This is a genomic window from Streptomyces cinerochromogenes (assembly GCF_014648635.1).
Taxonomy (GTDB): Bacteria; Actinomycetota; Actinomycetes; order Streptomycetales; family Streptomycetaceae; genus Streptomyces; species Streptomyces cinerochromogenes.
Genome location: NZ_BMRM01000024.1, coordinates 20686 through 41441 on the forward strand (window position 1 = coordinate 20686; position 20756 = coordinate 41441).

The 20756-nt window shown below is 70.7% G+C and carries 19 protein-coding genes; 8 read left to right on the forward strand and 11 right to left on the reverse strand.

Annotation, left to right across the window (positions count from 1 at the left end; all coding sequences use genetic code 11):
* The first annotated feature begins 329 nt into the window (after positions 1-329).
* From IEZ20_RS34475 to IEZ20_RS34490, 4 genes are all read left to right on the forward strand, one after another.
* Positions 330-1697, forward strand: a complete 1368-nt coding sequence (locus tag IEZ20_RS34475; protein WP_189306079.1) for an extracellular solute-binding protein — start codon at positions 330-332, stop codon at positions 1695-1697.
* Positions 1694-2566, forward strand: coding sequence for a carbohydrate ABC transporter permease (locus IEZ20_RS34480; protein WP_189306081.1), 873 nt, complete (start codon positions 1694-1696; stop codon positions 2564-2566). The genes IEZ20_RS34475 and IEZ20_RS34480 overlap by 4 nt, the downstream gene beginning before the upstream one ends.
* The gene (locus IEZ20_RS34485; protein ID WP_189306082.1) at positions 2566-3393 is read left to right on the forward strand and encodes a carbohydrate ABC transporter permease; all 828 of its coding nucleotides are present in this window, start codon (positions 2566-2568) and stop codon (positions 3391-3393) included. The genes IEZ20_RS34480 and IEZ20_RS34485 overlap by 1 nt, the downstream gene beginning before the upstream one ends.
* Before the next feature lie 139 nt (positions 3394-3532).
* A complete protein-coding gene (locus IEZ20_RS34490; protein WP_229896417.1) occupies positions 3533-4219 on the forward strand; it encodes an XRE family transcriptional regulator in 687 nt (228 codons plus the stop codon).
* Positions 4220-4429: 210 nt separating this feature from the next.
* Here the strand turns inward: IEZ20_RS34490 and IEZ20_RS34495 are convergent, their stop codons facing one another.
* Positions 4430-5455, reverse strand: a complete 1026-nt coding sequence (locus tag IEZ20_RS34495; RefSeq protein ID WP_103812642.1) for an ATP-dependent 6-phosphofructokinase — start codon at positions 5453-5455, stop codon at positions 4430-4432.
* Between the two features lie 201 nt (positions 5456-5656).
* On the opposite strand from IEZ20_RS34495, the gene pta reads away from it, so the two are divergent.
* The 3 genes from pta (at position 5657) to pyk (ending at position 10497) form a co-directional block, all read left to right on the forward strand.
* Complete coding sequence (gene pta, locus IEZ20_RS34500) at positions 5657-7777, forward strand: phosphate acetyltransferase (protein WP_189306086.1); 2121 nt, start codon at positions 5657-5659, stop codon at positions 7775-7777.
* Positions 7774-8985, forward strand: coding sequence for an acetate kinase (locus IEZ20_RS34505; RefSeq protein ID WP_189306088.1), 1212 nt, complete (start codon positions 7774-7776; stop codon positions 8983-8985). Before pta ends, IEZ20_RS34505 begins: the two co-directional genes overlap by 4 nt.
* Before the next feature lie 84 nt (positions 8986-9069).
* The gene (pyk, locus tag IEZ20_RS34510) at positions 9070-10497 is read left to right on the forward strand and encodes a pyruvate kinase (RefSeq protein ID WP_189306090.1); all 1428 of its coding nucleotides are present in this window, start codon (positions 9070-9072) and stop codon (positions 10495-10497) included.
* A gap of 98 nt (positions 10498-10595) precedes the next feature.
* On the opposite strand, the gene IEZ20_RS34515 is transcribed toward pyk, so the two are convergent.
* The 4 genes from IEZ20_RS34515 to IEZ20_RS34530 form a co-directional block, all read right to left on the reverse strand.
* Complete coding sequence (locus tag IEZ20_RS34515) at positions 10596-12047, reverse strand: hypothetical protein (protein ID WP_189306092.1); 1452 nt, start codon at positions 12045-12047, stop codon at positions 10596-10598.
* Complete coding sequence (locus IEZ20_RS34520; protein WP_189306095.1) at positions 12037-12594, reverse strand: DUF6114 domain-containing protein; 558 nt, start codon at positions 12592-12594, stop codon at positions 12037-12039. The genes IEZ20_RS34515 and IEZ20_RS34520 overlap by 11 nt, the downstream gene beginning before the upstream one ends.
* A gap of 117 nt (positions 12595-12711) precedes the next feature.
* On the reverse strand, positions 12712-13350 hold the full coding sequence (locus tag IEZ20_RS34525; RefSeq protein ID WP_189306097.1) for a DUF6230 family protein: 639 nt from the start codon (positions 13348-13350) through the stop codon (positions 12712-12714).
* A gap of 625 nt (positions 13351-13975) precedes the next feature.
* Positions 13976-14947 carry a tetratricopeptide repeat protein gene (locus IEZ20_RS34530; RefSeq protein ID WP_189306099.1) on the reverse strand — a complete coding sequence of 324 codons (972 nt, stop codon included), beginning with the start codon at positions 14945-14947 and terminating at the stop codon, positions 13976-13978.
* Positions 14948-15152: 205 nt separating this feature from the next.
* Here IEZ20_RS34530 and IEZ20_RS34535 point away from each other — a divergent pair, with 205 nt between their 5' ends.
* Positions 15153-15818, forward strand: coding sequence for a TetR/AcrR family transcriptional regulator (locus IEZ20_RS34535; RefSeq protein ID WP_189306101.1), 666 nt, complete (start codon positions 15153-15155; stop codon positions 15816-15818).
* On the opposite strand, the gene icmA is transcribed toward IEZ20_RS34535, so the two are convergent.
* The 6 genes from icmA to IEZ20_RS34565 form a co-directional block, all read right to left on the reverse strand.
* Positions 15815-17515, reverse strand: coding sequence for a coenzyme B12-dependent isobutyryl-CoA mutase large subunit (gene icmA / locus IEZ20_RS34540; protein WP_189306103.1), 1701 nt, complete (start codon positions 17513-17515; stop codon positions 15815-15817). The genes IEZ20_RS34535 and icmA overlap by 4 nt on opposite strands.
* A gap of 75 nt (positions 17516-17590) precedes the next feature.
* Positions 17591-17929: a DUF3817 domain-containing protein gene (locus tag IEZ20_RS34545; protein ID WP_189306105.1), complete on the reverse strand. Its 339-nt coding sequence runs from the start codon at positions 17927-17929 to the stop codon at positions 17591-17593.
* Positions 17930-17972: 43 nt separating this feature from the next.
* Positions 17973-18482, reverse strand: a complete 510-nt coding sequence (locus IEZ20_RS34550; protein ID WP_189306107.1) for a MarR family winged helix-turn-helix transcriptional regulator — start codon at positions 18480-18482, stop codon at positions 17973-17975.
* 100 nt (positions 18483-18582) lie between these two features.
* Positions 18583-19233, reverse strand: a complete 651-nt coding sequence (locus tag IEZ20_RS34555) for a TetR/AcrR family transcriptional regulator (RefSeq protein ID WP_189306109.1) — start codon at positions 19231-19233, stop codon at positions 18583-18585.
* The gene (locus IEZ20_RS34560) at positions 19230-19910 is read right to left on the reverse strand and encodes a DUF4166 domain-containing protein (RefSeq protein WP_189306111.1); all 681 of its coding nucleotides are present in this window, start codon (positions 19908-19910) and stop codon (positions 19230-19232) included. The genes IEZ20_RS34555 and IEZ20_RS34560 overlap by 4 nt, the downstream gene beginning before the upstream one ends.
* Positions 19907-20692, reverse strand: a complete 786-nt coding sequence (locus IEZ20_RS34565; protein WP_189306255.1) for a hypothetical protein — start codon at positions 20690-20692, stop codon at positions 19907-19909. Before IEZ20_RS34565 ends, IEZ20_RS34560 begins: the two co-directional genes overlap by 4 nt.
* Between the last annotated feature and the right edge of the window lie 64 nt (positions 20693-20756).

Consider the following 20756-nt stretch of genomic DNA (forward strand, 5'->3'; position numbering starts at 1 on the left):
CAAGCCCGCACCCACGCCGGGCACGCACGACCCCAAGGCAACGCCTACATCGCCGTAGCCGGCCAGGAGGACCACCCCCTCACCGACACCCGCGAGGCCCTCCGCGCCCTCATCCGCGACATCAAGGCCGGCAAGGCGGACCACCTCCTGTAGTCCACGGGCCTTCGCTAGGCCACGGCCTCCCGTAGTCCACGCGTCTCCTGCAGTCGGCCGGTCTCCTGTACCCCACCGGTGTCCAATCCCGCGCACGCGCATTGACCTGACTAGACCACTCCTCTTACCTTCACGGCAGCAATCTCCGCGCCACCCTCACGTGTGCTCAGGAGGTCATGCCCGTGCACCCCACCGCCGCCCCCCTCACCGCCCTCGCGCTCGCCGCCACCGCCCTCACCGCCTGCGGCGGCGGATCCGGCAGCAGCCCGGACACGATCAAGGTGTCGTACAAGCAGTCCACCGACAACTCCGTCAAGGTGATGGACACCTACCTCGCCGGGATCAAGAAGCAGTTCGAGCACGACCACCCCGGCAAGAAAGTACAGTTCGTGCCGATCAAGGCTCCGGACGCCGAGTACTACACCAAGCTCCAGCAGATGCTGCGCTCGCCGCGGACCGCCCCGGACCTGGTCTACGAGGACACGTTCCTCATCAACTCCGACATCACCAGCGGGTACCTGAAGCCGCTCGACCCGTACCTCGCCAAGTGGCCCGACTGGAAGCAGTTCGTCGGCACCGCGAAGGCGGCGGCGAAGGGTGAGGACGGGAAGACGTACGGCGTTCCGGACGGGACCGACACCCGCGGGCTCTGGTTCGACAAGCGGGTGTTCGCCAAGGCGGGGCTGCCCGCCGACTGGCAGCCGAGGACCTGGGACGACGTGCTCGCCGCCGCCCGGACCATCAAGCGGAAGGTCCCCGGTGTCGTCCCGCTCAACGTCTACACCGGCAAGCCCGCCGGTGAACGGGCCACCATGCAGGGCTTCGAGATGCTCCTGTACGGCACGGGCGACGGCACCCACGATCCGCTGTACGACAGCGGCAGCAAGAAGTGGATCACGGGGTCGCAGGCCTTCAAGGACTCCCTCCGCTTCGTCGAGACCGTCTACCAGGACGGACTCGGCCCCGACGTCTCCGACGCCCTCGACCCGAACTTCAACACCACCGTCAACGGCGAGCTGCTCCCCCAGGGCAAGCTCGGCATCGCCCTCGACGGGTCCTGGCTGCCGCAGGCCTGGCTGCCGGGCAGCGGGCACGAGTGGCCGGAGTGGTCGAAGCGGTTGGGGCTCGCCGCCATGCCCACCCAGCACGGGCAGTCGCCCGGCAAGGTGAGCATGTCCGGCGGCTGGACCTGGTCCATCCCTGCCAAGGCGGGCAATCCCGGCCTCGCCTTCGACTTCGTCCGGACCATGCAGACGAAGGACAACGCGCGGAAGTGGTACATCGCCAACTCCGGGATCGCCGTACGGAAGGACGTCGCCGCCGATCCGGCCTACGCCCGCGCCCAGCCCGGCATCAGGTTCTTCACCGATCTCGTCGCGAGCACGCACTACCGGCCCGCGTTCCCGGCGTACCCGAAGGTGTCGACCGCCGTGCAGGAGGCCATGGAGGGGGTCACGACCGGTGATCTGTCGGTCGCGGAGGCGGCGAGCGGCTACGACGCCACGGTCAAGGACGTCACCGGCGGCCAAGTGGTCGAGAAGTGAGGCGCGGACACCGGGGCGCCCAGGCCGTCAGGGCGCTCCCCCTCGCCCCCGCCGTGGTCCTGCTGCTCCTCTTCCTCGCCGGGCCGATCGCCTACTGCGTCTGGATCGCCTTCACCGACCTCCAGCTGACCGGGCAGGCCCACTCCTCCTTCGTCGGCCTCGCCAACTTCCGCCGGGCCTTCCGGGACGACGCGTTCCTGAACGCCGTCTGGCTGACGCTCGTGTTCACGGTGGTGTCCTCGCTGGTCGGGCAGAACACGCTGGGGCTGGCCCTGGCCGCGTTGATGAAGCGGGCCTCGAAGCCCGTCCGGACCGTGACCGGCGCCGTCGTCGTCACCGCGTGGGTGCTGCCGGAGGTCGTCGCCGGGTTCCTGCTGTACGCGTTCTTCCGGCGCGAGGGCACCCTGAACGCGGTCCTGGACCTGCTGCACCTCCCCCGGCAGAACTGGCTGTTCACGCTGCCGATCCTCGCCGTGTCCTTCGCCAACGTCTGGCGCGGGACGGCGTTCTCGATGCTCGTGTACTCCGCCGCGCTGGACGAGATCCCCGCCGAGATCACGGAGGCCGCCGAGGTGGACGGGGCCGGCGGGTGGCGGCGGCTGTGGCACATCACGCTGCCGATGATCCGGCGCTCCATCGGCACCAACCTCATGCTCAACACCCTCCAGACGCTCTCCGTCTTCGGTCTGATCTGGGTGATGACCCGGGGCGGGCCCGGGGACCGGAGCCAGACGCTGCCGCTGTTCATGTACGAGACGGCCTTCCAGAACAGCATGATCGGGTACGCCACCGCGGTCGCCCTGCTCCTGCTGGTCGTCGGCTCGCTGTTCTCCGTCGTCTATCTGCGGCTGCTGCGGACGGAGGTCTGATGGCCAGGATGCGCTCCTCCCGGCGGCTCGCCGCCGACCTGTCGCTGCTGGCCGTGGCCGCCGCCTTCGCGCTGCCCCTCGCCTGGGTGCTGCTGTCGGCCGTGGACCCGCACGCCGGGCTGAGGGTCAGGGTCCCGGACAGCCCGACCCTGGACAACTTCCGGGCGATCCTGACCCCGGACATCACCTACACCCCGCTGCTGAACAGCCTGGTGCTGTGCGGGGGCGCCACGGCGCTGACCGTCGGCTGCGCCGCGCTCGCCGCCTATCCGCTGTCCCGGTTCCGGTCCCGGCTGAACCGGCCGTTCCTGCTGACCATCCTGTTCGCGACGAGCCTGCCGATCACGGCGGTCATGGTGCCGGTGTACGCCCTGTTCGTCCGGGTGAACCTGATCGACACCCTCCAGGGCACGATCCTCTTCTTCGCCGCCTCGCAGCTGCCGTTCGCGATCTGGCTGACGAAGAACTTCATGGACGGAGTACCGAGGGAGCTGGAGGAGGCGGCCTGGACGGACGGGGCCTCGGCCCTGCAGTCCCTGGTGCGGATCGTGCTGCCACTGATGGGGCCGGGGCTCGCCGTGGTGACCGTGTTCTCGTTCGTGATGATGTGGGGGAACTTCTTCGTCCCGTTCATGCTGCTGCTCACCCCGGACCGGATGCCGGCCTCGGTGAGCATCAACGACTTCTTCGGCAACCGGGGCATGGTGGCGTACGGCCAGCTCGCCGCGTTCTCGGTGATCTACTCGACGCCGGTGGTCCTTCTGTACGTTCTGGTGGCACGGCGGCTGGGCGGCGGATTCGCGCTGGGCGGCGCGGTGAAGGGGTGACCGGGAGTAATGCCAGGTCACGGCGGGTGACACTGAGTGTCAGGTCATGTCGTGCGATCGCCCCGTACGTTCCTACGATCCGTGATCCTGTCCGAACCGACCGTAGCCATCCCGTCACGGCACCCCTAGCTTGTGCCGGGTGCGCCAACCCTCAGCTCCTCCGTTCAACGCCCCGGCGGCCCGCCGGCTGCGCGCCGCGCTCGGCATGGGCCCCGAGCACGTCGCCTACGGCCTGCGGGCCTCGTACGGGCTGCCGTACGTCACACCCGATCTGGTGATCGCCTGGGAACGCGGTGTCGCCGCCCCGAGCAGTCCCGAACTGACCGCCCTCGCGGGCGTGCTGTGGTGTTCCCCGGGCGAACTCCTCGGCCGCCCGCAGACCCTGCGCGAGCACCGCATCGCCCGTGCCGTCGCGCCCGAGGACGTCGCCCACGCCGTCGGCATGGACCTGCGCGCGTACCTGCGGGCGGAGGAGAGCAGGCAGTGGAAGGGCAACGAACGCCAGTCGGCCGCGCTCGCGCGGGTCCTGGACCTCGCCCTGCCCGACTTCGTCGCCGTCACCGGCCGCGAGGCGAGGCTGGCCGAGCTGCTGCACAGCGCGGTGACCACCCGCTGGCAGGCCTATGTGCGGCCGGTGCGGAAACTGGCCCCGGTGGACGCCGAGGTCCTCGAAGGAGTGCTCCAGGAACTCCACCAGGACTACCAGGGGCACATGGCCGCCACCCTCAGCTGGGGCGGCGGCAGCAGGAGTGCCAGCCGGTCCGGCCAGGAGTTCCTCGACCGGATCGTGGAGAACTTCTGGACGGCGGTGGAGCAGCGGACCTGAGGCGGGGCCGGCCGCCGGTGCGGTCTAGGACCTCTCTTCCGGATCATGCCGGGGTCGCGGGGTCCGGCACGCACATCCGCGGCGTTGTCGTCGGTTGTCGACGCTCCGCGTCGACGCCCTCCTCCGCCTTGCGGCTGCACGCACCGGACCCCGCTCGGGTCAGCCGACAGGCACCGTCCCCCGCAGCCGGCCCGATCCGAAAGAGAGGCCCTAGAAGACCGACTCGGCCTCGTCCATCCGGTCCTTCGGGACCGTCTTCAGCTCGGTGACGGCCTCGGCGAGCGGCACCATCACGATGTCGGTGCCGCGCAGCGCGGTCATCCTGCCGAACTCGCCGCGGTGCGCGGCCTCGACGGCGTGCCAGCCGAAGCGGGTGGCGAGGACGCGGTCGTAGGCGGTGGGGACGCCGCCGCGCTGGACGTGTCCGAGGATGACCGGCTTGGCCTCCTTGCCGAGGCGCCGCTCCAGCTCGTAGGCGAGGGCGGTGCCGATGCCCTGGAAGCGCTCGTGGCCGTACTGGTCGATCTCGCCCTTGCCGTAGTCCATGGTGCCCTCGGCGGGGTGGGCGCCCTCGGCGACGCAGATGACGGCGAACTTCTTGCCGCGGGCGAAGCGCTCCTCGACCATCTTGACCAGGTCGGCGGGGTCGAAGGGGCGCTCGGGCAGGCAGATGCCGTGGGCGCCGGCGGCCATGCCGGACTCCAGGGCGATCCAGCCGGCGTGCCGGCCCATGACCTCCACGACCATCACGCGCTGGTGGGACTCGGCGGTGGTCTTCAGGCGGTCCATGGCCTCCGTCGCCACGCCGACGGCGGTGTCGAAGCCGAAGGTGCGGTCGGTGGAGGAGATGTCGTTGTCGATGGTCTTGGGGACACCGACGACCGGCAGGCCCGCGTCGGACAGCATGCGGGCCGCCGTCAGGGTGCCCTCGCCGCCGATCGGGATCAGCGCGTCGATACCGAACTCCTCGACCATGTCGGCCGCGCCCTCGCAGGCCTCGCGCAGCCGGTCCCGCTCCAGCCGGGAGGAGCCGAGGATGGTGCCGCCGCGGGCCAGGATGCCGCTGACCGCGTCCAGGTCGAGGGTGCGGTAGTGGCGGTCCAGCAGGCCGCGGTAGCCGTCCTCGAAGCCGATGACCTCGTCGCCGTACTGCGCCACCGCCCGGTGCACGACCGACCGGATCACGGCGTTCAGGCCGGGGCAGTCGCCGCCTGCGGTGAGAACTCCGATGCGCATCGTGCTGTGTCTCCTGCTCGCTGTCGTGTACCGGTGAGCCGGTGTCGATTGTTTCACGTCCGCCGGACCGGTGAAGCCTTGACGGGCGCCTTATCCGTCGGCGGGGGTATTGTCAAGAGGGTTCCACTCACCTCGGTGAGTGATTTTTATGCCGAAGACGCGACAGAAGCGACAGAGCGATATGAGGAACGGAGTGGACACGTGACGCGCAGCGTGTACGTCACCGGGATCGACCGCGGTGACGGCCGCCAGGTCGTGGAGCTGGGGGTCATGGAGCTCCTGACACGGCAGGTCGACCGGGTGGGTGTGTTCCGTCCCCTCGTCCACGACGGCCCCGATCGACTGTTCGAGCTGCTGCGGTCGCGCTACCGCCTCTCGCAGGACCCGGCGACCGTCTACGGCATGGACTACCACCAGGCCTCCGCGCTCCAGGCCGAGCAGGGCACCGACGAGCTGGTCTCCGCCCTGGTCGACCGCTTCCACCTGGTGGCCCGGGACTACGACGTCGTCCTGGTCCTCGGCACCGACTACGCCGGCACCCAGCTGCCGGACGAGCTGTCCCTCAACGCCCGCCTCGCCAACGAGTTCGGCGCCTCCGTGATCCCGGTGGTCGGGGGCCGCAGGCAGTCCGCCGAGTCCGTGCTGGCCGAGACCCGCAACGCCTACCGCGCCTACGACGGCCTCGGCTGCGACGTGCTCGCCATGGTCGCCAACCGGGTGGCCCGCGAGGACCGCGACGAGATCGCCGAGCGGCTCGCCGGCCGGCTGCCGGTGCCGACGTACGTCCTGCCCGACGAGCCGGCCCTGTCCGCGCCGACGGTCGCCCAGATCGCCCAGACCCTCGGCGCCAAGGTGCTGCTCGGCGACGACTCCGGGCTCGCCCGGGACGCCCTCGGCTTCGTCTTCGGCGGCGCCATGTTGCCGAACTTCCTGGGCGCCCTCACCCCGGGCTGCCTGGTCGTCACCCCCGGCGACCGCGCCGACCTGGTGGTGGGCTCGCTCGCCGCGCACAGCGCCGGCACCCCGCCGATCGCCGGCGTGCTGCTCACCCTGAACGAGGTGCCGAGCGAGGAGGTCCTCACCCTCGCCGCCCGCCTCGCCCCGGGCACCCCGGTGCTCTCCGTGTCCGGCAACAGCTTCCCCACCGCCGAGCAGCTCTTCTCCATGGAGGGGAAGATGACCGCGGCCACCCCGCGCAAGGCGGAGACCGCGCTCGGCCTGTTCGAGCGGTACACCGACACCGCCGGCCTGGCCCGCCGGGTCTCCGCGCCGAGCAGCGACCGGGTCACCCCGATGATGTTCGAGCACAAGCTGCTGGAGCAGGCCCGCGCCGACAAGCGCCGGGTCGTCCTCCCCGAGGGCACCGAGGAGCGGGTGCTGCACGCGGCCGAGGTGCTGCTGCGCCGGGGCGTGTGCGACCTGACCCTGCTCGGCCCGGCCGACCGGATCCGCAAGAAGGCCGCCGACCTCGGCATCGACCTCGGCGACAGCCAGCTGATCGACCCGGCCACCTCCGAGCTGCGCGACAGCTTCGCGGAGAAGTACGCGGCACTGCGCGCCCACAAGGGCGTCACCGTCGAGCTGGCCTACGACGTCGTCTCCGACGTGAACTACTTCGGCACCCTGATGGTCCAGGAGGGCCTGGCCGACGGCATGGTGTCCGGCTCGGTGCACTCGACGGCGGCCACCATCCGGCCCGCCTTCGAGATCATCAAGACGAAGCCCGAGGCGTCCATCGTCTCGTCGGTGTTCTTCATGTGCCTGGCCGACAAGGTGCTGGTCTACGGCGACTGCGCGGTCAACCCGGACCCGAACGCCGAGCAGCTCGCGGACATCGCCATCCAGTCGGCGGGCACGGCCGCGCAGTTCGGTGTGGAGCCGCGGATCGCGATGCTGTCGTACTCCACGGGGACGTCCGGTTCGGGCGCCGACGTGGACAAGGTGCGCCAGGCCACCGAGCTGGTCCGCTCGCGCCGGCCGGACCTGAAGATCGAGGGCCCGATCCAGTACGACGCGGCGGTGGAGCCGTCCATCGCCGCGACCAAGCTGCCCGACTCGGACGTCGCCGGTCAGGCCAGCGTGCTGATCTTCCCCGACCTCAACACCGGCAACAACACCTACAAGGCCGTGCAGCGTTCGGCCGGCGCGATCGCCGTCGGCCCGGTCCTGCAGGGTCTGCGCAAGCCGGTCAACGACCTGTCCCGGGGCGCCCTCGTCCAGGACATCGTCTCCACCGTCGCCATCACGGCGATCCAGGCCCAGAATCCCGCCCCGTCCCCCGGCGGCACCCCGTCCCCCAGCGAGAAGGCGTCCCAGCAGTGACCTCCCCCACCCGTGTCCTCGTCCTCAACTCCGGTTCCTCGTCGGTGAAGTACCAGCTGCTGGACATGCGGGACAGCAGCCGGCTCGCGGTGGGCCTGGTCGAGCGCATCGGCGAGCAGACCTCCCGGCTGAAGCACACCTGCCTCACCAGCGGCGACACCCGTGAGCACACCGGTCCGATCGCCGACCACGACGCCGCCCTGAAGGCGGTCGCCGAGGAGCTGGGCCGCGACGGACTGGGCCTGGACTCCCCGGAGCTGGCCGCGATCGGCCACCGCGTGGTGCACGGCGGGATGTTCTTCACCGAGCCCACCGTCATCGACGACGCGGTGCTCACCGAGATCGAGCGGCTGATCCCGGTCGCCCCGCTGCACAACCCGGCCAACCTGACCGGCATCCGCACCGCGCAGGGGCTGCGCCCCGACCTGCCCCAGGTCGCCGTCTTCGACACCGCGTTCCACACGACGATGCCGGAGTCCGCGGCGCGCTACGCGATCGACCCGAAGATCGCCGACCGGCACCGCATCCGCCGCTACGGCTTCCACGGCACCTCGCACGCCTACGTCTCGCGGGAGACCGCGCGGCTGCTGGGCAAGGACCCGTCCGAGGTCAACGTGATCGTGCTGCACCTGGGCAACGGCGCCTCGGCGTCCGCGGTCGAGAGGGGCCGGTGCGTGGACACCTCCATGGGGCTGACGCCTTTGGAGGGGCTCGTGATGGGTACGCGCTCCGGTGATGTGGACCCCGCCGTCATCTTCCATTTGGCCCGGGTTGGGGATATGTCCATGGACGAGATCGACACTCTTCTCAACAAGAGGAGCGGCCTGTTCGGTCTGTGCGGGGACAACGACATGCGGGAGATCCGCCGCCGGATCGACGAGGGTGACGAAGAGGCCGCACTCGCCTTCGACATTTACATTCACCGGCTCAGGAAGTACATCGGCGCCTATTACGCGGTGCTCGGCACCGTGGACGCGGTGGCCTTCACCGCCGGGGTCGGCGAGAACGCCGCCGAGGTGCGCGAGGCGGCGATCGCGGGCCTGGAGGGGCTGGGCCTGGCGGTCGACGCGGAGCGCAACGCCGTGCGCGGCGGCGAGCCGCGGCTCATTTCGCCGGAGTCCGCCCGCGTGGCGGTCGCCGTGGTGCCGACGGATGAAGAACTGGAGATCGCGACGCAGACCTACGCACTGGTCGGAAAGAACAACTGAATACCACCTGAGCGGTGTGGCACTCATTTGTATCTTCCGCCAGACGGAATATTCCGTAGCGAAACAAACCGATAGGATCGCCCCATGCGCCGTTCGAAAATCGTCTGTACTCTCGGCCCCGCGGTCGACTCCCACGAGATGCTCGTCGCCATGATCGAGGCGGGCATGAACGTGGCCCGGTTCAACTTCAGCCACGGCACCCACGCCGAGCACCAGGCGCGGTACGACCGCGTCCGGGCCGCCTCCAAGGAGACCGGCCGTCCCATCGGCGTCCTCGCCGACCTGCAGGGCCCGAAGATCCGCCTGGAGACCTTCGCCGAGGGTCCGGTCGAGCTGGAGCGCGGTGACGAGTTCGTCATCACGACCGAGGACGTACCGGGCGACAAGCACATCTGCGGCACGACGTACAAGGGGCTGCCGGGTGACGTCTCGCGCGGCGACCAGGTCCTGATCAACGACGGCAACGTCGAGCTGAAGGTCCTGGACGTCGAGGGCCCGCGGGTGAGGACGATCGTCATCGAGGGCGGCGTCGTCTCCGACCACAAGGGCATCAACCTGCCCGGCGCGGCCGTCAACGTGCCCGCGCTGAGCGAGAAGGACGTCGAGGACCTGCGCTTCGCCCTCCGCATGGGCTGCGACATGGTCGCGCTGTCCTTCGTCCGGGACGCCAAGGACGTGCACGACGTCCACCGCGTGATGGACGAGGAGGGCCGCCGGGTCCCGGTGATCGCCAAGGTGGAGAAGCCGCAGGCGGTCGACAACATGGAAGCCGTCGTGCTGGCGTTCGACGGCGTGATGGTCGCCCGTGGTGACCTCGCCGTCGAGTACCCGCTGGAGAAGGTCCCCATGGTGCAGAAGCGCCTGGTGGAGATGTGCCGGCGCAACGCCAAGCCGGTGATCGTCGCGACCCAGATGATGGAGTCGATGATCACCAACTCCCGCCCGACCCGCGCCGAGGCCTCCGACGTCGCCAACGCGATCCTGGACGGCGCCGACGCGGTCATGCTGTCGGCCGAGTCCAGCGTGGGCGCCTACCCGGTCGAGACGGTCAAGACCATGTCGAAGATCGTCACCGCGGCCGAGCAGGAGCTGCTCGCCAAGGGCCTCCAGCCGCTCGTGCCGGGCAAGAAGCCGCGCACGCAGGGCGGTTCGGTGGCCCGCGCGGCCGCCGAGATCGCCGACTTCCTCGGCGGCAAGGGCCTGATCGCCTTCACGCAGTCCGGTGACACGGCGCGCCGGCTGTCCCGCTACCGCGCGATCCAGCCGATCATCGCCTTCACCACGGACGAGGGCACCCGCAACCAGCTCACCCTCAGCTGGGGCGTGGAGTCGCACGTCGTGCCGTTCGTGAACACCACGGACGAGATGGTCGAGCTGGTGGACCAGGAGATCGACCGGCTCGGCCGCTTCAGCCCGGGCGACACCGTCATCATCACCGCCGGCTCGCCCCCCGGGGTCCCCGGCACCACCAACATGCTCCGTGTCCACCACCTGGGCGGCCAGAACGGCTGACCCGTCCGGCACGGGCCCTGTACGGCACCGAGGGCGCCCCCTTCGACAGGGGGCGCCCTCGGTGTTGTGCGGCTCCCGAACCGGGCTTGTACGACCGCTCAGTCGGTCGTGTACACGTGCATGCCGGGCACGTGCAGGTTGCCGCCGAACTGGGCCGCCTGGACCACCTTGACGTTGGTGAAGTAGATCAGCGGGATGTTCAGCGGGGGCGGGCTGTCCGGGCTGAACGTCACCGGGATCAGCCCGAACAGGTTGCCCGAGATGCTCTCGGTGTACATCACCGTGTCGCCGCCGGTGATGGTGGACGTCGAGCCCTTGGCCGCCTGGACGTGGTAGGTCTTGTTCGCCTGCTTGTCGTTCACCGTCTGGTGCAGGTCGCCGATGTCGGTGCCGCCGGAGATGACGTACTTCAGCACCTTCTTCGTGGTGCCGTTGGCCGTCTTCACCTGGACGATGCCCTGGTAGTCGGCGCCCTTGAGGAGCAGGGAGCTGGCGTTCAGGTACCAGGGGTCGTCGGCCACCGGCACCTTGTTGTCGACGCCGCCCTCGTCGTCCGTGGCCACCGGACAGTCCTCGGCGGAGGCGGACTCGCTCGCGGACGGGCTCGGCGTGGCCGTCGCGGTCGCGTCCCCGGCCGCCCGGGTGGTGTCGTCGGCGGTCTTGGAGACGGTGCCCGTGGTGTCCCCGGCCGTGTCCTTGACGGTGTCCGTGGCCTTCTTCGCCGTGTCCTTCACGGTGTCGGAGGCGCTGCCGCCCGTGTCCTTGCCGGCCGCGTCCTTGCCGCCGCCGGACGAGGTGTCCGTGGCGGAGGAGGACGAGGACGAGGGGGACGCGGTCGGTGCCGGCGTCGCGGTCTGCGTCGACGCGCCGGAGCCCGTGTCCGTGCCACCGCCGCCGGTGAGGAGGTCACCGAGGGTGTCGCCGATGGTGTCCAGGACGCCACCGCCGCCGCTCTGGGTCTGCGACGTCGACGGCGTGTCCGTGTCACCGCCCGAGCCCGAACCCGAGCCGGCCGAACCGGAGTCGGAGCCGGTCGACCCCGAGTCGGAGCCGGCGGAACCCGAACCGGAGCCGGAGGAGCCCGAGTCGGACCCGGAGGAGCCGGAGTCCGAGGTGGCCGTCGGGTCGGGGGTGGCCTTGTCGTCGGAACCTGAACCCGACGAAGAGGTACCGCCCGGCTCCTCCGTCTTGCCGCTCCCGGCGGTCTGCGACGGCGAGGCCGACGTGCTCGGCGACGCGGACGGCGACGGCGAGGCCGAGGCGTCCTTGTCCTCGTCCAGCGCCTTGACGCAGTCCTTGTACTCGTCGGCCGTCAGGCTCTTCGCCGACGTCGACGGGGACGGGCTGCCGTTGTTGTCGGCGAGGGCGAACGTGGACGTGAAGCCCATGCCCATGAGCACCGCCGTGGGCATCGCCACGGAGGCTATGGCCTTGCCGGCCGGCATGTGGAACCTGGTGAACAGCGGCTTTCTGGGGGCCGCGTGGCGGGGCCCGGTTCTCGCGCGGGACCCGTCCACATCGGTCCCGCGGGTCACCTCGTCAGCCGGCACTGTGCCTCCCGTTCGCCCCGTTGGCCGGGTTCGTTCCTGACAGGTCGTTCGGCTCGTCCAGTCCGTACACGCGCTGCTCCGGCAGGGGCGCGGCGGCGGGCGAACCGCCCTGGGCCGGTGCCGCTCCGGCCGGCGGCTGCGGCTGCGCGGGCGCGCCCGGTGCCCAGGCGATGGCCATCGCCCCGCCGGTCAGCGCGCACAGGAAGCCGACGATGAAGCCGCCGATGTTGGACAGCGGGAGGGACACCAGCGCCAGCAGGATCGCCGCGACGCCCCCGAACACCCGGATGTGCTGCTGGAACCAGAGGATGATCCCGAGGACGAAGAGCAGTCCGCCGATGATCAGGGAACTGGAGCCGCCGGGCGTCCCCATCGTCATCGAGATGTGGCCCAGCTGCACGTGGGCGTACGGGAAGTACAGGATGAGAAAGCCGCCGACCATGACGAACAGACCGGCCCAGAACGGACGTGTGCCCCGCCAGGCGCGGAACTGCAGCCTCCGGCGGGTGAACTGGCCGGGCTCGGCGGCAGGGGTCTCGGCGCTCATGGAAAACAGCTCCCTGGTGCGGCGTTGCTGTGGTGGTGATGTGTGCCGCGTGTGAGGACGCGGCCGGAGTGTGGACGGGCGGGGGCGCCATCGGCTCCCCCGCCCGTCAGCGAGTGCTTAGTAGCACTCCTTGACACCCGTCGACAGCGACATCTTCAGGCCGCTGAGCTTGAAGGTGCCGGCGGTGGTCGCCCACGCCGTCTGCTTCACGTTCTTCAGCGTGGCCTTGTCGGCCTGCTGCGCGAAGCCGAAGGGGTTGGACTGCTCGCCGCCCCCCTTCATGCCCGGACCCTTGGAGGCGTCCTTGGCGGCCACGCCGATGTCGATGTTGTCGAACGTCGCGTCGGCGCTGAGGTCGGCGACGTCGATGTAGATGTTGTCGGCCTGGACCTTCTCGGCACCGTCGCCGCCGGCCCGCAGGATCAGGCTGACGTTGCCGAAGATCGGCACGTCGGGCGTGACCACGGACTGACACAGGTTGGTGATCTCCGCGTGCTTGAACGCCGAGACGGCCACCGGGTGCGCCGTCTTCTTGCCGTCCATCGTGTAGCCGCTGTCGATCGCGCCGTACTGGGCGAAGCCGGTACCGACCAGCTGGTCCGCCGACACCTTGAACGACTGACCCGAAACGCTGAACGAGGCGGCGAGAGCACCCTGAGCGAGGGCGACACCTATCGCGGCCGTAGCGGCGACGCTGGGCACCATGACCACAGCGAACCGCTTCCATCTGGTCCCGCCACGCACCTGGGACTCCATATTTCCTCCTTCTCGGACGTACATCTCCTGGCCCGGACTCGCCCCGAGGCGGCGGCTCAACCGGGCAGGGATGGGAGAAGTGCTACGTCCTCGGAAAGGAGAGCGCCCGCGCTCGGCGGCGCGAACCGCGCCCGAATCACCGGCGATCACCCCCGAGCGACAACCACTGGTCGCGCCTGACACGCATCACGCACAACCTTGCTGGACAGGCTTCACCGGCCGGCGAAGACCCCCCTGCCCTAGACCCGGCGCCACTGCCGCCGGCTCTGCTCGGTGGGGACCCAGAGTCTCCCGGTGACCCGACCGGCTGCCGGGGGTACGGGAATGGACCGAGCGTCGCCGATCGTGGTGCATTCTCGGCCCGGACACAAGGGGGTTCGTTACTGGCTAGTAACGGCCGGATAACCGGAGGACGACCGACCGGTCTCGGAGTGCCACGCTCGGTGGCATCGACGGGCAGAGCAAAGCCGTTGATCCCTGGACGAATCCAGACAGACCAACGGCATTGATTTACTCCGAGTAACAGCAACCGCGATTACCAAGATTTGGTAAAGCGCGGTTGCCGTGACGCCTCGTCGGCGAACCTTTCACCCCGGCATCACATGCCGTGGCGTTTAACGACTGGTCAGAACAGGGCCCGGGCGAGCGCCCTGCGCGCGCCCACGACCCGCGGATCCTCCTGGCCCACGACCTCGAACAGCTCCAGCAGCCGGAGCCGTACGGCGTCCCGGTCGTCGCCCGCCGTGCGCTGCACGGTCTCGATCAGCCGCCCGAAGGCGTCCTCGACGTGCCCGCCCACCAGGTCCAGGTCGGCGGCGGCGATCTGCGCCGCGATGTCCTTCGGCTTCTCGGCGGCCTCCTGGCGCACCTTCTGCGGGTCCATGCCCTGCACCCGCTGCAGCAGCTCGGCCTGCGCCAGGCCCAGCTTGGCCTCCGGGTGGGCCGGGTCGTCGGCCAGCACGTTCTTGTACGCCTGGACGGCCCCGGCGAGGTCGCCGGCGTCCAGCGCCTGCGCGGCGGCGTTCAGCAACGCGTCGTACGGCCCCTCGGTCGCCGCGGCCGGCGCGGCTCCGCCCGGCTCGGCGTCCGGGTCGACGGTCAGGCCGGTGAGCCCGAAGCGCTGCTCGGCGACCTGCACCAGCTGGTCCAGGGTCTGCCGGATCTGCTGCTCGGGGGCCGCCCCCTGGAACAGCGGCAGGGCCTGTCCGGCCACGACGGCGAACACGGCCGGGACACCCTGGATCCCGAACTGCTGCATCAGCATCGGGTTGGCGTCGACATCGATCTTGGCGAGGAGGAAGCGCCCGTTGTACTCGACGGCCAGCCGCTCCAGGACCGGGCTCAGCTGCTTGCAGGGCTCACACCACTCGGCCCAGAAGTCGATGACGACGGGGACTTCGGCGGAGCGCTGCAGGATCTCCCGCTCGAACCCCGCCTCATCGACGTCGATGACGAGATCGGCCGGGGAGACGGCCCCCGTCCCGCCCTGGCGGGCGGCTTCGGCGCGTGCCTGCTCGGCCTTGGTCTTGGCCTCCTGGGCCGCCTTGACCGCGGCGAGGTCGACGACACCGCTCATGGACATGTTCCGTGGCTGCATGCGTCTATCCTCCCCCGATCTCGCGCCTGAGTGAAAAAGCGGTGTGCGGCGCCGGGTCCCCACCCGCGCCGTGCGTCGTCACCCGTGTACGTCCTCACGGGCTTTCGCTACGACTCGTAGCGTAATACCCGGGGGGCACCGCGCGACACCACACCCCGGTGATCTCCCTCACGACCGCGCAGATCCCGCCGGTTATGGTCGTGGAATGCAGAGCCGCACCCCCGCCAGCCGTACCGGACGCCCGCGCAGCGCCGCGGCCGACACCGCGATCCTGGCCGCGACCCGCGAGGCTCTCGTCGAACTCGGCTGGTCGAAACTCACCCTGGGAGACGTCGCCACCCGGGCCGGGGTTGCGAAAACGACGCTGTACCGGCGCTGGGCCGGCAAGAACGAACTGGTCGTGGACGCCGTCGCGGAACTCTTCGACGAGCTGGAACTGCCCGACCGCGGCAGCCTCGCCGCCGACATCGAGGGTGTCGTCCTGCAGTTCGCGGCCATCCTGGCCCGCCCGGAGGCCAAGAGCGGCCTGATGGCGGTGGTCGCCGAGGCCACCCGCGACGACGCGCTGCGCGAACGCATCCGCGCCTCCATCGTGGACCGCCAGATGCGCCTGGTGCTGGCGGGCCGTGCCCGGGCCCAGCGGCGCGGCGAACTGCCCCCGGAACCGGACCCGGCCGAGGCCGCCCGCACGGGCGACCTCATCTTCGACGTGGTGGCGGGCGCGGTGGTCCACCGCACCCTGGTCAGCGGCCAGCCGGCGGACGAGGAGTGGGTGCGCAGCTTCACCCGGGTGCTGCTGCTGGGCCTGACCTCGTCCGCCGGAACCGCCCAGGAAGCCGCGGGACCGCCTGGGACCCGCGGAACCGCCTAGAAACCGGCGGGCTCCGTGTACACCCCCCACTCGTCGCGCAGCACGCCGCAGATCTCGCCCAGCGTCGCCTCGGCCCGCACGGCGTCCAGCATCGGCTCGATCATGTTGGCCCCGGACCGCGCGGCGGCGAGCATCCCGTCCAGCGCCGTCCGCACCGCCGCCTCGTCCCGCGCCGCCTTCCGCTCGGCGAGCACCCGCACCTGCTCCCGCTCCACCTCGTGGCTGACCCGCAGGATCTCCAGGTCACCGGTGACGGACCCGGTGTGGACGTTGACGCCGACGACCCGCTTCTCACCCTTCTCCAGCGCCTGCTGGTACCGGAACGCGGACTCCGCGATCTCCCCGGTGAACCAGCCGTCCTCGATCCCGCGCAGGATCCCGGACGTGATCGGCCCGATCGGGTGTCGCCCGTCCGGGTGAGCCCTCAGGCCCCGCTCCTTGATCTGCTCGAAGATCTTCTCCGCGTCGGCCTCGATCCGGTCCGTCAGCTGCTCGACGTACCAGGCCCCGCCCAGCGGATCGGCCACGTTGGCGACCCCGGTCTCCTCCATCAGCACCTGCTGCGTGCGCAGCGCGATCTCCGCGGCCTGCTCGCTCGGCAGCGCCAGGGTCTCGTCCAGCGCGTTGGTGTGCAGCGAGTTGGTCCCGCCGAGCACGGCGGCCAGCGCCTCCACCGCCGTACGCACCACGTTGTTGTACGGCTGCTGCGCGGTCAGCGAGACCCCCGCGGTCTGCGTGTGGAACCGCAGCCACTGCGCCTTGTCGCTCTTCGCCCCGTACACGTCCCGCATCCACCGCGCCCAGATGCGCCGGGCCGCCCGGAACTTGGCGATCTCCTCGAAGAAATCGACGTGCGCGTCGAAGAAGAAGGACAGACCCGGCGCGAAGACGTCGACGTCGAGGCCGCGGCTGAGGCCCAGCTCGACGTACCCGAACCCGTCCGCCAGCGTGTACGCCAGCTCCTGCGCGGCCGTGGCCCCGGCCTCGCGGATGTGGTAGCCGGAGACGGACAGCGGCTTGTACGCGGGGATGCCCGCCGCGCAGTACTCCATCAGGTCGCCGATCAGCCGCAGATGGGGCTCGGGCTGGAAGAGCCACTCCTTCTGCGCGATGTACTCCTTGAAGATGTCCGTCTGGAGGGTGCCGTTGAGCACCCCCGGGTCGACCCCCTGCCGCTCGGCGGCCACCAGGTACATGCAGAAGACGGGCACGGCCGGCCCGCTGATGGTCATGGAGGTGGTGACGTCCCCCAGCGGGATGTCCTTGAACAGCACCTCCATGTCGGCGGCCGAGTCGATGGCGACCCCGCAGTGCCCGACCTCGCCGAGCGACCGGGGATCGTCGGAGTCCCGCCCCATGAGCGTCGGCATGTCGAAGGCGACGGACAGGCCCCCGCCGCCGGCGGCGAGGATCATCTTGTACCGCTCGTTGGTCTGCTCGGCGTTGCCGAACCCGGCGAACTGCCGGATCGTCCAGGTGCGGCCGCGGTAGCCGGTCGGATGGAGCCCGCGCGTGAAGGGGTACTCCCCGGGCCAGCCGATCCGCTCGAATCCCTCGTACGTGTCGCCCGGTCGGGGCCCGTACACCGGCTCCACGGGGTCGCCGGAGAGCGTGGTGAAGTCCGCGTCGCGCTTGCGCGCGGCGTCGTAGCGGGCCTGCCAGCGTCGGCGGCCCTCCTCGATGGCGTGAGCGTCCATACCCTCGAATTTACTTGGACGTCCTAGTAAATGTCGATGGCAGACCGCCGCACGGCATCCGTACGGCGGTATCCGCTACACCTTGGCGACGGCCGGGCCCTCGTCGGCGACCCGGGCCTCCAGCTCGCGGCTGATCTTCCGCTCCACGAAGAAGGCGGCGGTGGGGATCGTCCCCGCGAGCAGCACCCAGAGCTGGCGGCCGACCGGCATCCTGGCCTTGGAACCCAGGTCGAAGGCGAAGATCAGGTAGACGACGTACAGCCAGCCGTGGGCGATGGCGACGACCCGGGTGAAGTCGGCGGCACCGTCGACGTCCAGCCCGTACTTCGCGATCATGCTCAGGCAGAGCAGCACCAGCAGCACGCCGGTGGTGTAGGCCATGACGCGGTAGCGGGTCAGCACGCTTTTTTTCATGGAGATGAGCGTAACCACCCGTTCCGGGAGATCTTGCCCCGGGTCACTGCTCCTCGAAGTCGTGTGCCGCGATCCGCAGCGGCCGGAGCATCGCGAAGATCTCCCGGCACTCCTCCGCGTCGTACACCCCGAGCCCGAAGTCCATGGCCATCAGGTCCCGGGTGGCCGCGTCGACCACCTCGCGGCCCTTGTCGGTGATGACGGCGAGCGTGCCGCGCCCGTCGTTGGGATTGGGCCGCTTGGCGACCAGACCCGACTTCACCAGCCGGTCCACGGTGTTCGTCACGGACGTGGGATGCACCATCAGCCGCTCACCGATCTTAGACATCGGCAGCTCACCGGCCTTGGAGAAGGTGAGCAGCACCAGCGCCTCGTAGCGGGCGAACGTCAGCCCGTACGGCTTGACCACCGCGTCCACCTCGGCGAGCAGGATCTGCTGGGCCCGCATGATCGAGGTGATCGCGGCCATGGGCGGCACGTTTCCCCAGCGCTGCTTCCAGAGCTCGTCGGCACGGGCGATGGGGTCGAACGGAAGGCTGAGAGGCTTCGGCACGTCATCAGACCCTACCCGTCGGTCATATGCCGGTCAGCTCCGTCTCGCCTTTCGGTCCCCGGGCGCTCACGGCGGTGCGCCGAGGGCCCCGCCCGGGCCGTCAGGGGCGTCCGCGGCGCCGCAGGTGGTGGCGGACCGCCCGCTGGGCGACCGGCCCGAGCGACTCCACCGCGGCCACCAGCGCCCCCAGCTGTTCCAGCGCGTCCAGCGCCGCGTGCGCCCCCGCCTCGTCCACCCCCTCGTACAGCTCGATCCCCACGAAGGACGCCGCCACGGCCCGCGCCAGCCCCGCCGGATCGGCGAACTCCCCGAACGGCGTCGGCGCGAGCACCCGCCGGAGCACCTGCTCGATCTCGGTGATCCACAGGTCGAGCCCGGCCGCCGTGGCCGGCCCCAGCGCCGGATGGGTCGGCGCGCCGGCGAGCAGCTGTCCGAGCAGTGCCACCTGCCCCCCGGCCCGCTCCCGCTCGTGGATCTCGCGCCCGACCGCGAGGAGCTCGGTGAGCGAGCCGACGGCGGCGAGCCGCTCCCGGTACCGGCCCACGGCCTTCTCCGCGCCGTACCGGCAGGCCGCCGCCAGCAGTTCGTCCACCGATCCGAAGTGGTAGAAGACGAGCGCCTGGTTGACACCGGCCGCCGCCGCCACCGTACGGGCCGAGGTCTTGGCGATGCCCTGCTCGGTGAGCGTCCGCAGCGCCCCCTCCAGCAGCTTGGTCTTGGTCTCCTGCGCCTTCGCGGTCTCCGGGCTCATGCGCGGGCCTCCTCGCGCACCGGCCGCAGCCCGGGCCGCACCCCGCGCGCGCGGGCGTCGGTGTACGACACGGTGAAGGAGCCCTCGTAGCCGAAGAGCGGCCCGACGTACCGGTTCACCACCCGGACCCGGACGCGGAAGCGCCCGGTCCGCTCGTCGTACGCCTCCCGCACCTCGGCCGTGGCGCCGACCAGCTCGGGGACGCGGACGTCCACCGGACCCTCCCGGAACCGGTGGGTGCCGGAGCGGATGAGCAGGGAGCCGTCGGGCTGGGCGCGCAAGTGCAGGTCGCTCGCGAGGTGCTGGTGGGTGCCGAGGTAGTCGAGGATGCGGTCGCCCCGGGGGCCGAGCACCATCTGCGCGTCGAAGCGGCGGGCGCGGCCGGGGAGGTCGAAGGTGCGCACGAAGCTCACCGTCTCACGGCCGAAGGTGTCGGCGTAGGGCACGTTCTCGATCACGAAGGGGATGTCGCGTCCGGTCCGGGGGACCAGGATGTTCCGGGTGGCGCCGAGGGCGAGGAACGGCTTCACGAACGCCGGTCCGTGCCAGATCCGGTCCATCACGCCCCGGCCGGTGCAGGCCTCGCCGCTGTCCAGGCCCACCGAGAAGCGGCGCCGCAGGGCCGGGTGGAGGCGGTGGAAGTCGGGGCCCATCGCGGTCTGGAAGATCGAGGTCATGCGTTCTCCTCCACGATCCCCCGGGACTGCGGGGGCAGGGGCCGGAGTGTCTTCAGGAGGCGGGGCGTGCGGGCACGGCCGGCGGGGGCGCGCAGGCAGCGGCGGGCGGCCGGGGTGCCGGCGAGCGGCGCCTTGAACAGGGCGAACCAGACGCCGACCACGAGCAGCAGCGGGCAGAGGTAGGCCGTGGCGTCGGCGAGGGGGCCGAGCAGGCCGGGGAGGGAGCCGCGCACCAGCCCGGCCAGGCATCCGGCGAGCAGGAGCGCGCGGAGCGCCAGTTCGGCCAGCCAGTTGGCCAGGGCCCGCTCGGGGCTGATGCCGCGCTCCAGCCAGAGCCGGAGCCGGTCGAAGGACCAGGCGGTCGCCCAGCCCATGAGCGGGCGGAACAGCAGGCGGTCGGCGAGGGCGCCGAGGGCTCCCCAGCGGGGGCGGTAGTCGTAGCCGGTGAGGAAGCGGACGCCCTGGGCGTCGGGGACGTAGCGCCAGTAGCCGCTGCCCTCGGCGATCAGGGAGAGGGGGTCGGGGGAGGCGAAGCGCAGGGCGGAGGTGCGGGTGCCGTCGGGGCGCTCCTTCTCCCCGGCGGCGACTCCGGCCCCGGAGACCGTGAGGAACGGCAGGACGCGCGTGGCGTACCGGAAGCGCTGGGGCTCGTCCTCCGCGCGCGGGAGGTAGGCGATCTCGGTGAAGCGCAGGTCCCAGCGCTGGTGGCGGGCCGGGTCCTGGGTGCGGGCCCATAGCTCGTCGAGGTCGGCGCGGATGTGTGTCTCTATGTAGAGACCCATGTGTTCCCCCACGTCAGCATGGTGTTTGAGCGAGTGCTCAAATCATCTGGCGCCGAACGTACAC

What these genes read in the sequence shown, in the direction of transcription:
- IEZ20_RS34560 (WP_189306111.1), bottom strand. Translation starts at nt 19,910, where the DNA reads ATGACCTCGATCTTCCAGACCGCGATGGGCCCCGACTTCCACCGCCTC.
- IEZ20_RS34565 (WP_189306255.1), bottom strand. Translation starts at nt 20,692, where the DNA reads ATGGGTCTCTACATAGAGACACACATCCGCGCCGACCTCGACGAGCTA.
- IEZ20_RS34530 (WP_189306099.1), bottom strand. Translation starts at nt 14,947, where the DNA reads ATGCAGCCACGGAACATGTCCATGAGCGGTGTCGTCGACCTCGCCGCG.
- IEZ20_RS34525 (WP_189306097.1), bottom strand. Translation starts at nt 13,350, where the DNA reads ATGGAGTCCCAGGTGCGTGGCGGGACCAGATGGAAGCGGTTCGCTGTG.
- IEZ20_RS34475 (WP_189306079.1), top strand. Translation starts at nt 330, where the DNA reads ATGCCCGTGCACCCCACCGCCGCCCCCCTCACCGCCCTCGCGCTCGCC.
- IEZ20_RS34545 (WP_189306105.1), bottom strand. Translation starts at nt 17,929, where the DNA reads ATGAAAAAAAGCGTGCTGACCCGCTACCGCGTCATGGCCTACACCACC.
- icmA (WP_189306103.1), bottom strand. Translation starts at nt 17,515, where the DNA reads ATGGACGCTCACGCCATCGAGGAGGGCCGCCGACGCTGGCAGGCCCGC.
- IEZ20_RS34535 (WP_189306101.1), top strand. Translation starts at nt 15,153, where the DNA reads ATGCAGAGCCGCACCCCCGCCAGCCGTACCGGACGCCCGCGCAGCGCC.
- IEZ20_RS34555 (WP_189306109.1), bottom strand. Translation starts at nt 19,233, where the DNA reads ATGAGCCCGGAGACCGCGAAGGCGCAGGAGACCAAGACCAAGCTGCTG.
- IEZ20_RS34495 (WP_103812642.1), bottom strand. Translation starts at nt 5,455, where the DNA reads ATGCGCATCGGAGTTCTCACCGCAGGCGGCGACTGCCCCGGCCTGAAC.
- IEZ20_RS34520 (WP_189306095.1), bottom strand. Translation starts at nt 12,594, where the DNA reads ATGAGCGCCGAGACCCCTGCCGCCGAGCCCGGCCAGTTCACCCGCCGG.
- IEZ20_RS34485 (WP_189306082.1), top strand. Translation starts at nt 2,566, where the DNA reads ATGGCCAGGATGCGCTCCTCCCGGCGGCTCGCCGCCGACCTGTCGCTG.
- pyk (WP_189306090.1), top strand. Translation starts at nt 9,070, where the DNA reads ATGCGCCGTTCGAAAATCGTCTGTACTCTCGGCCCCGCGGTCGACTCC.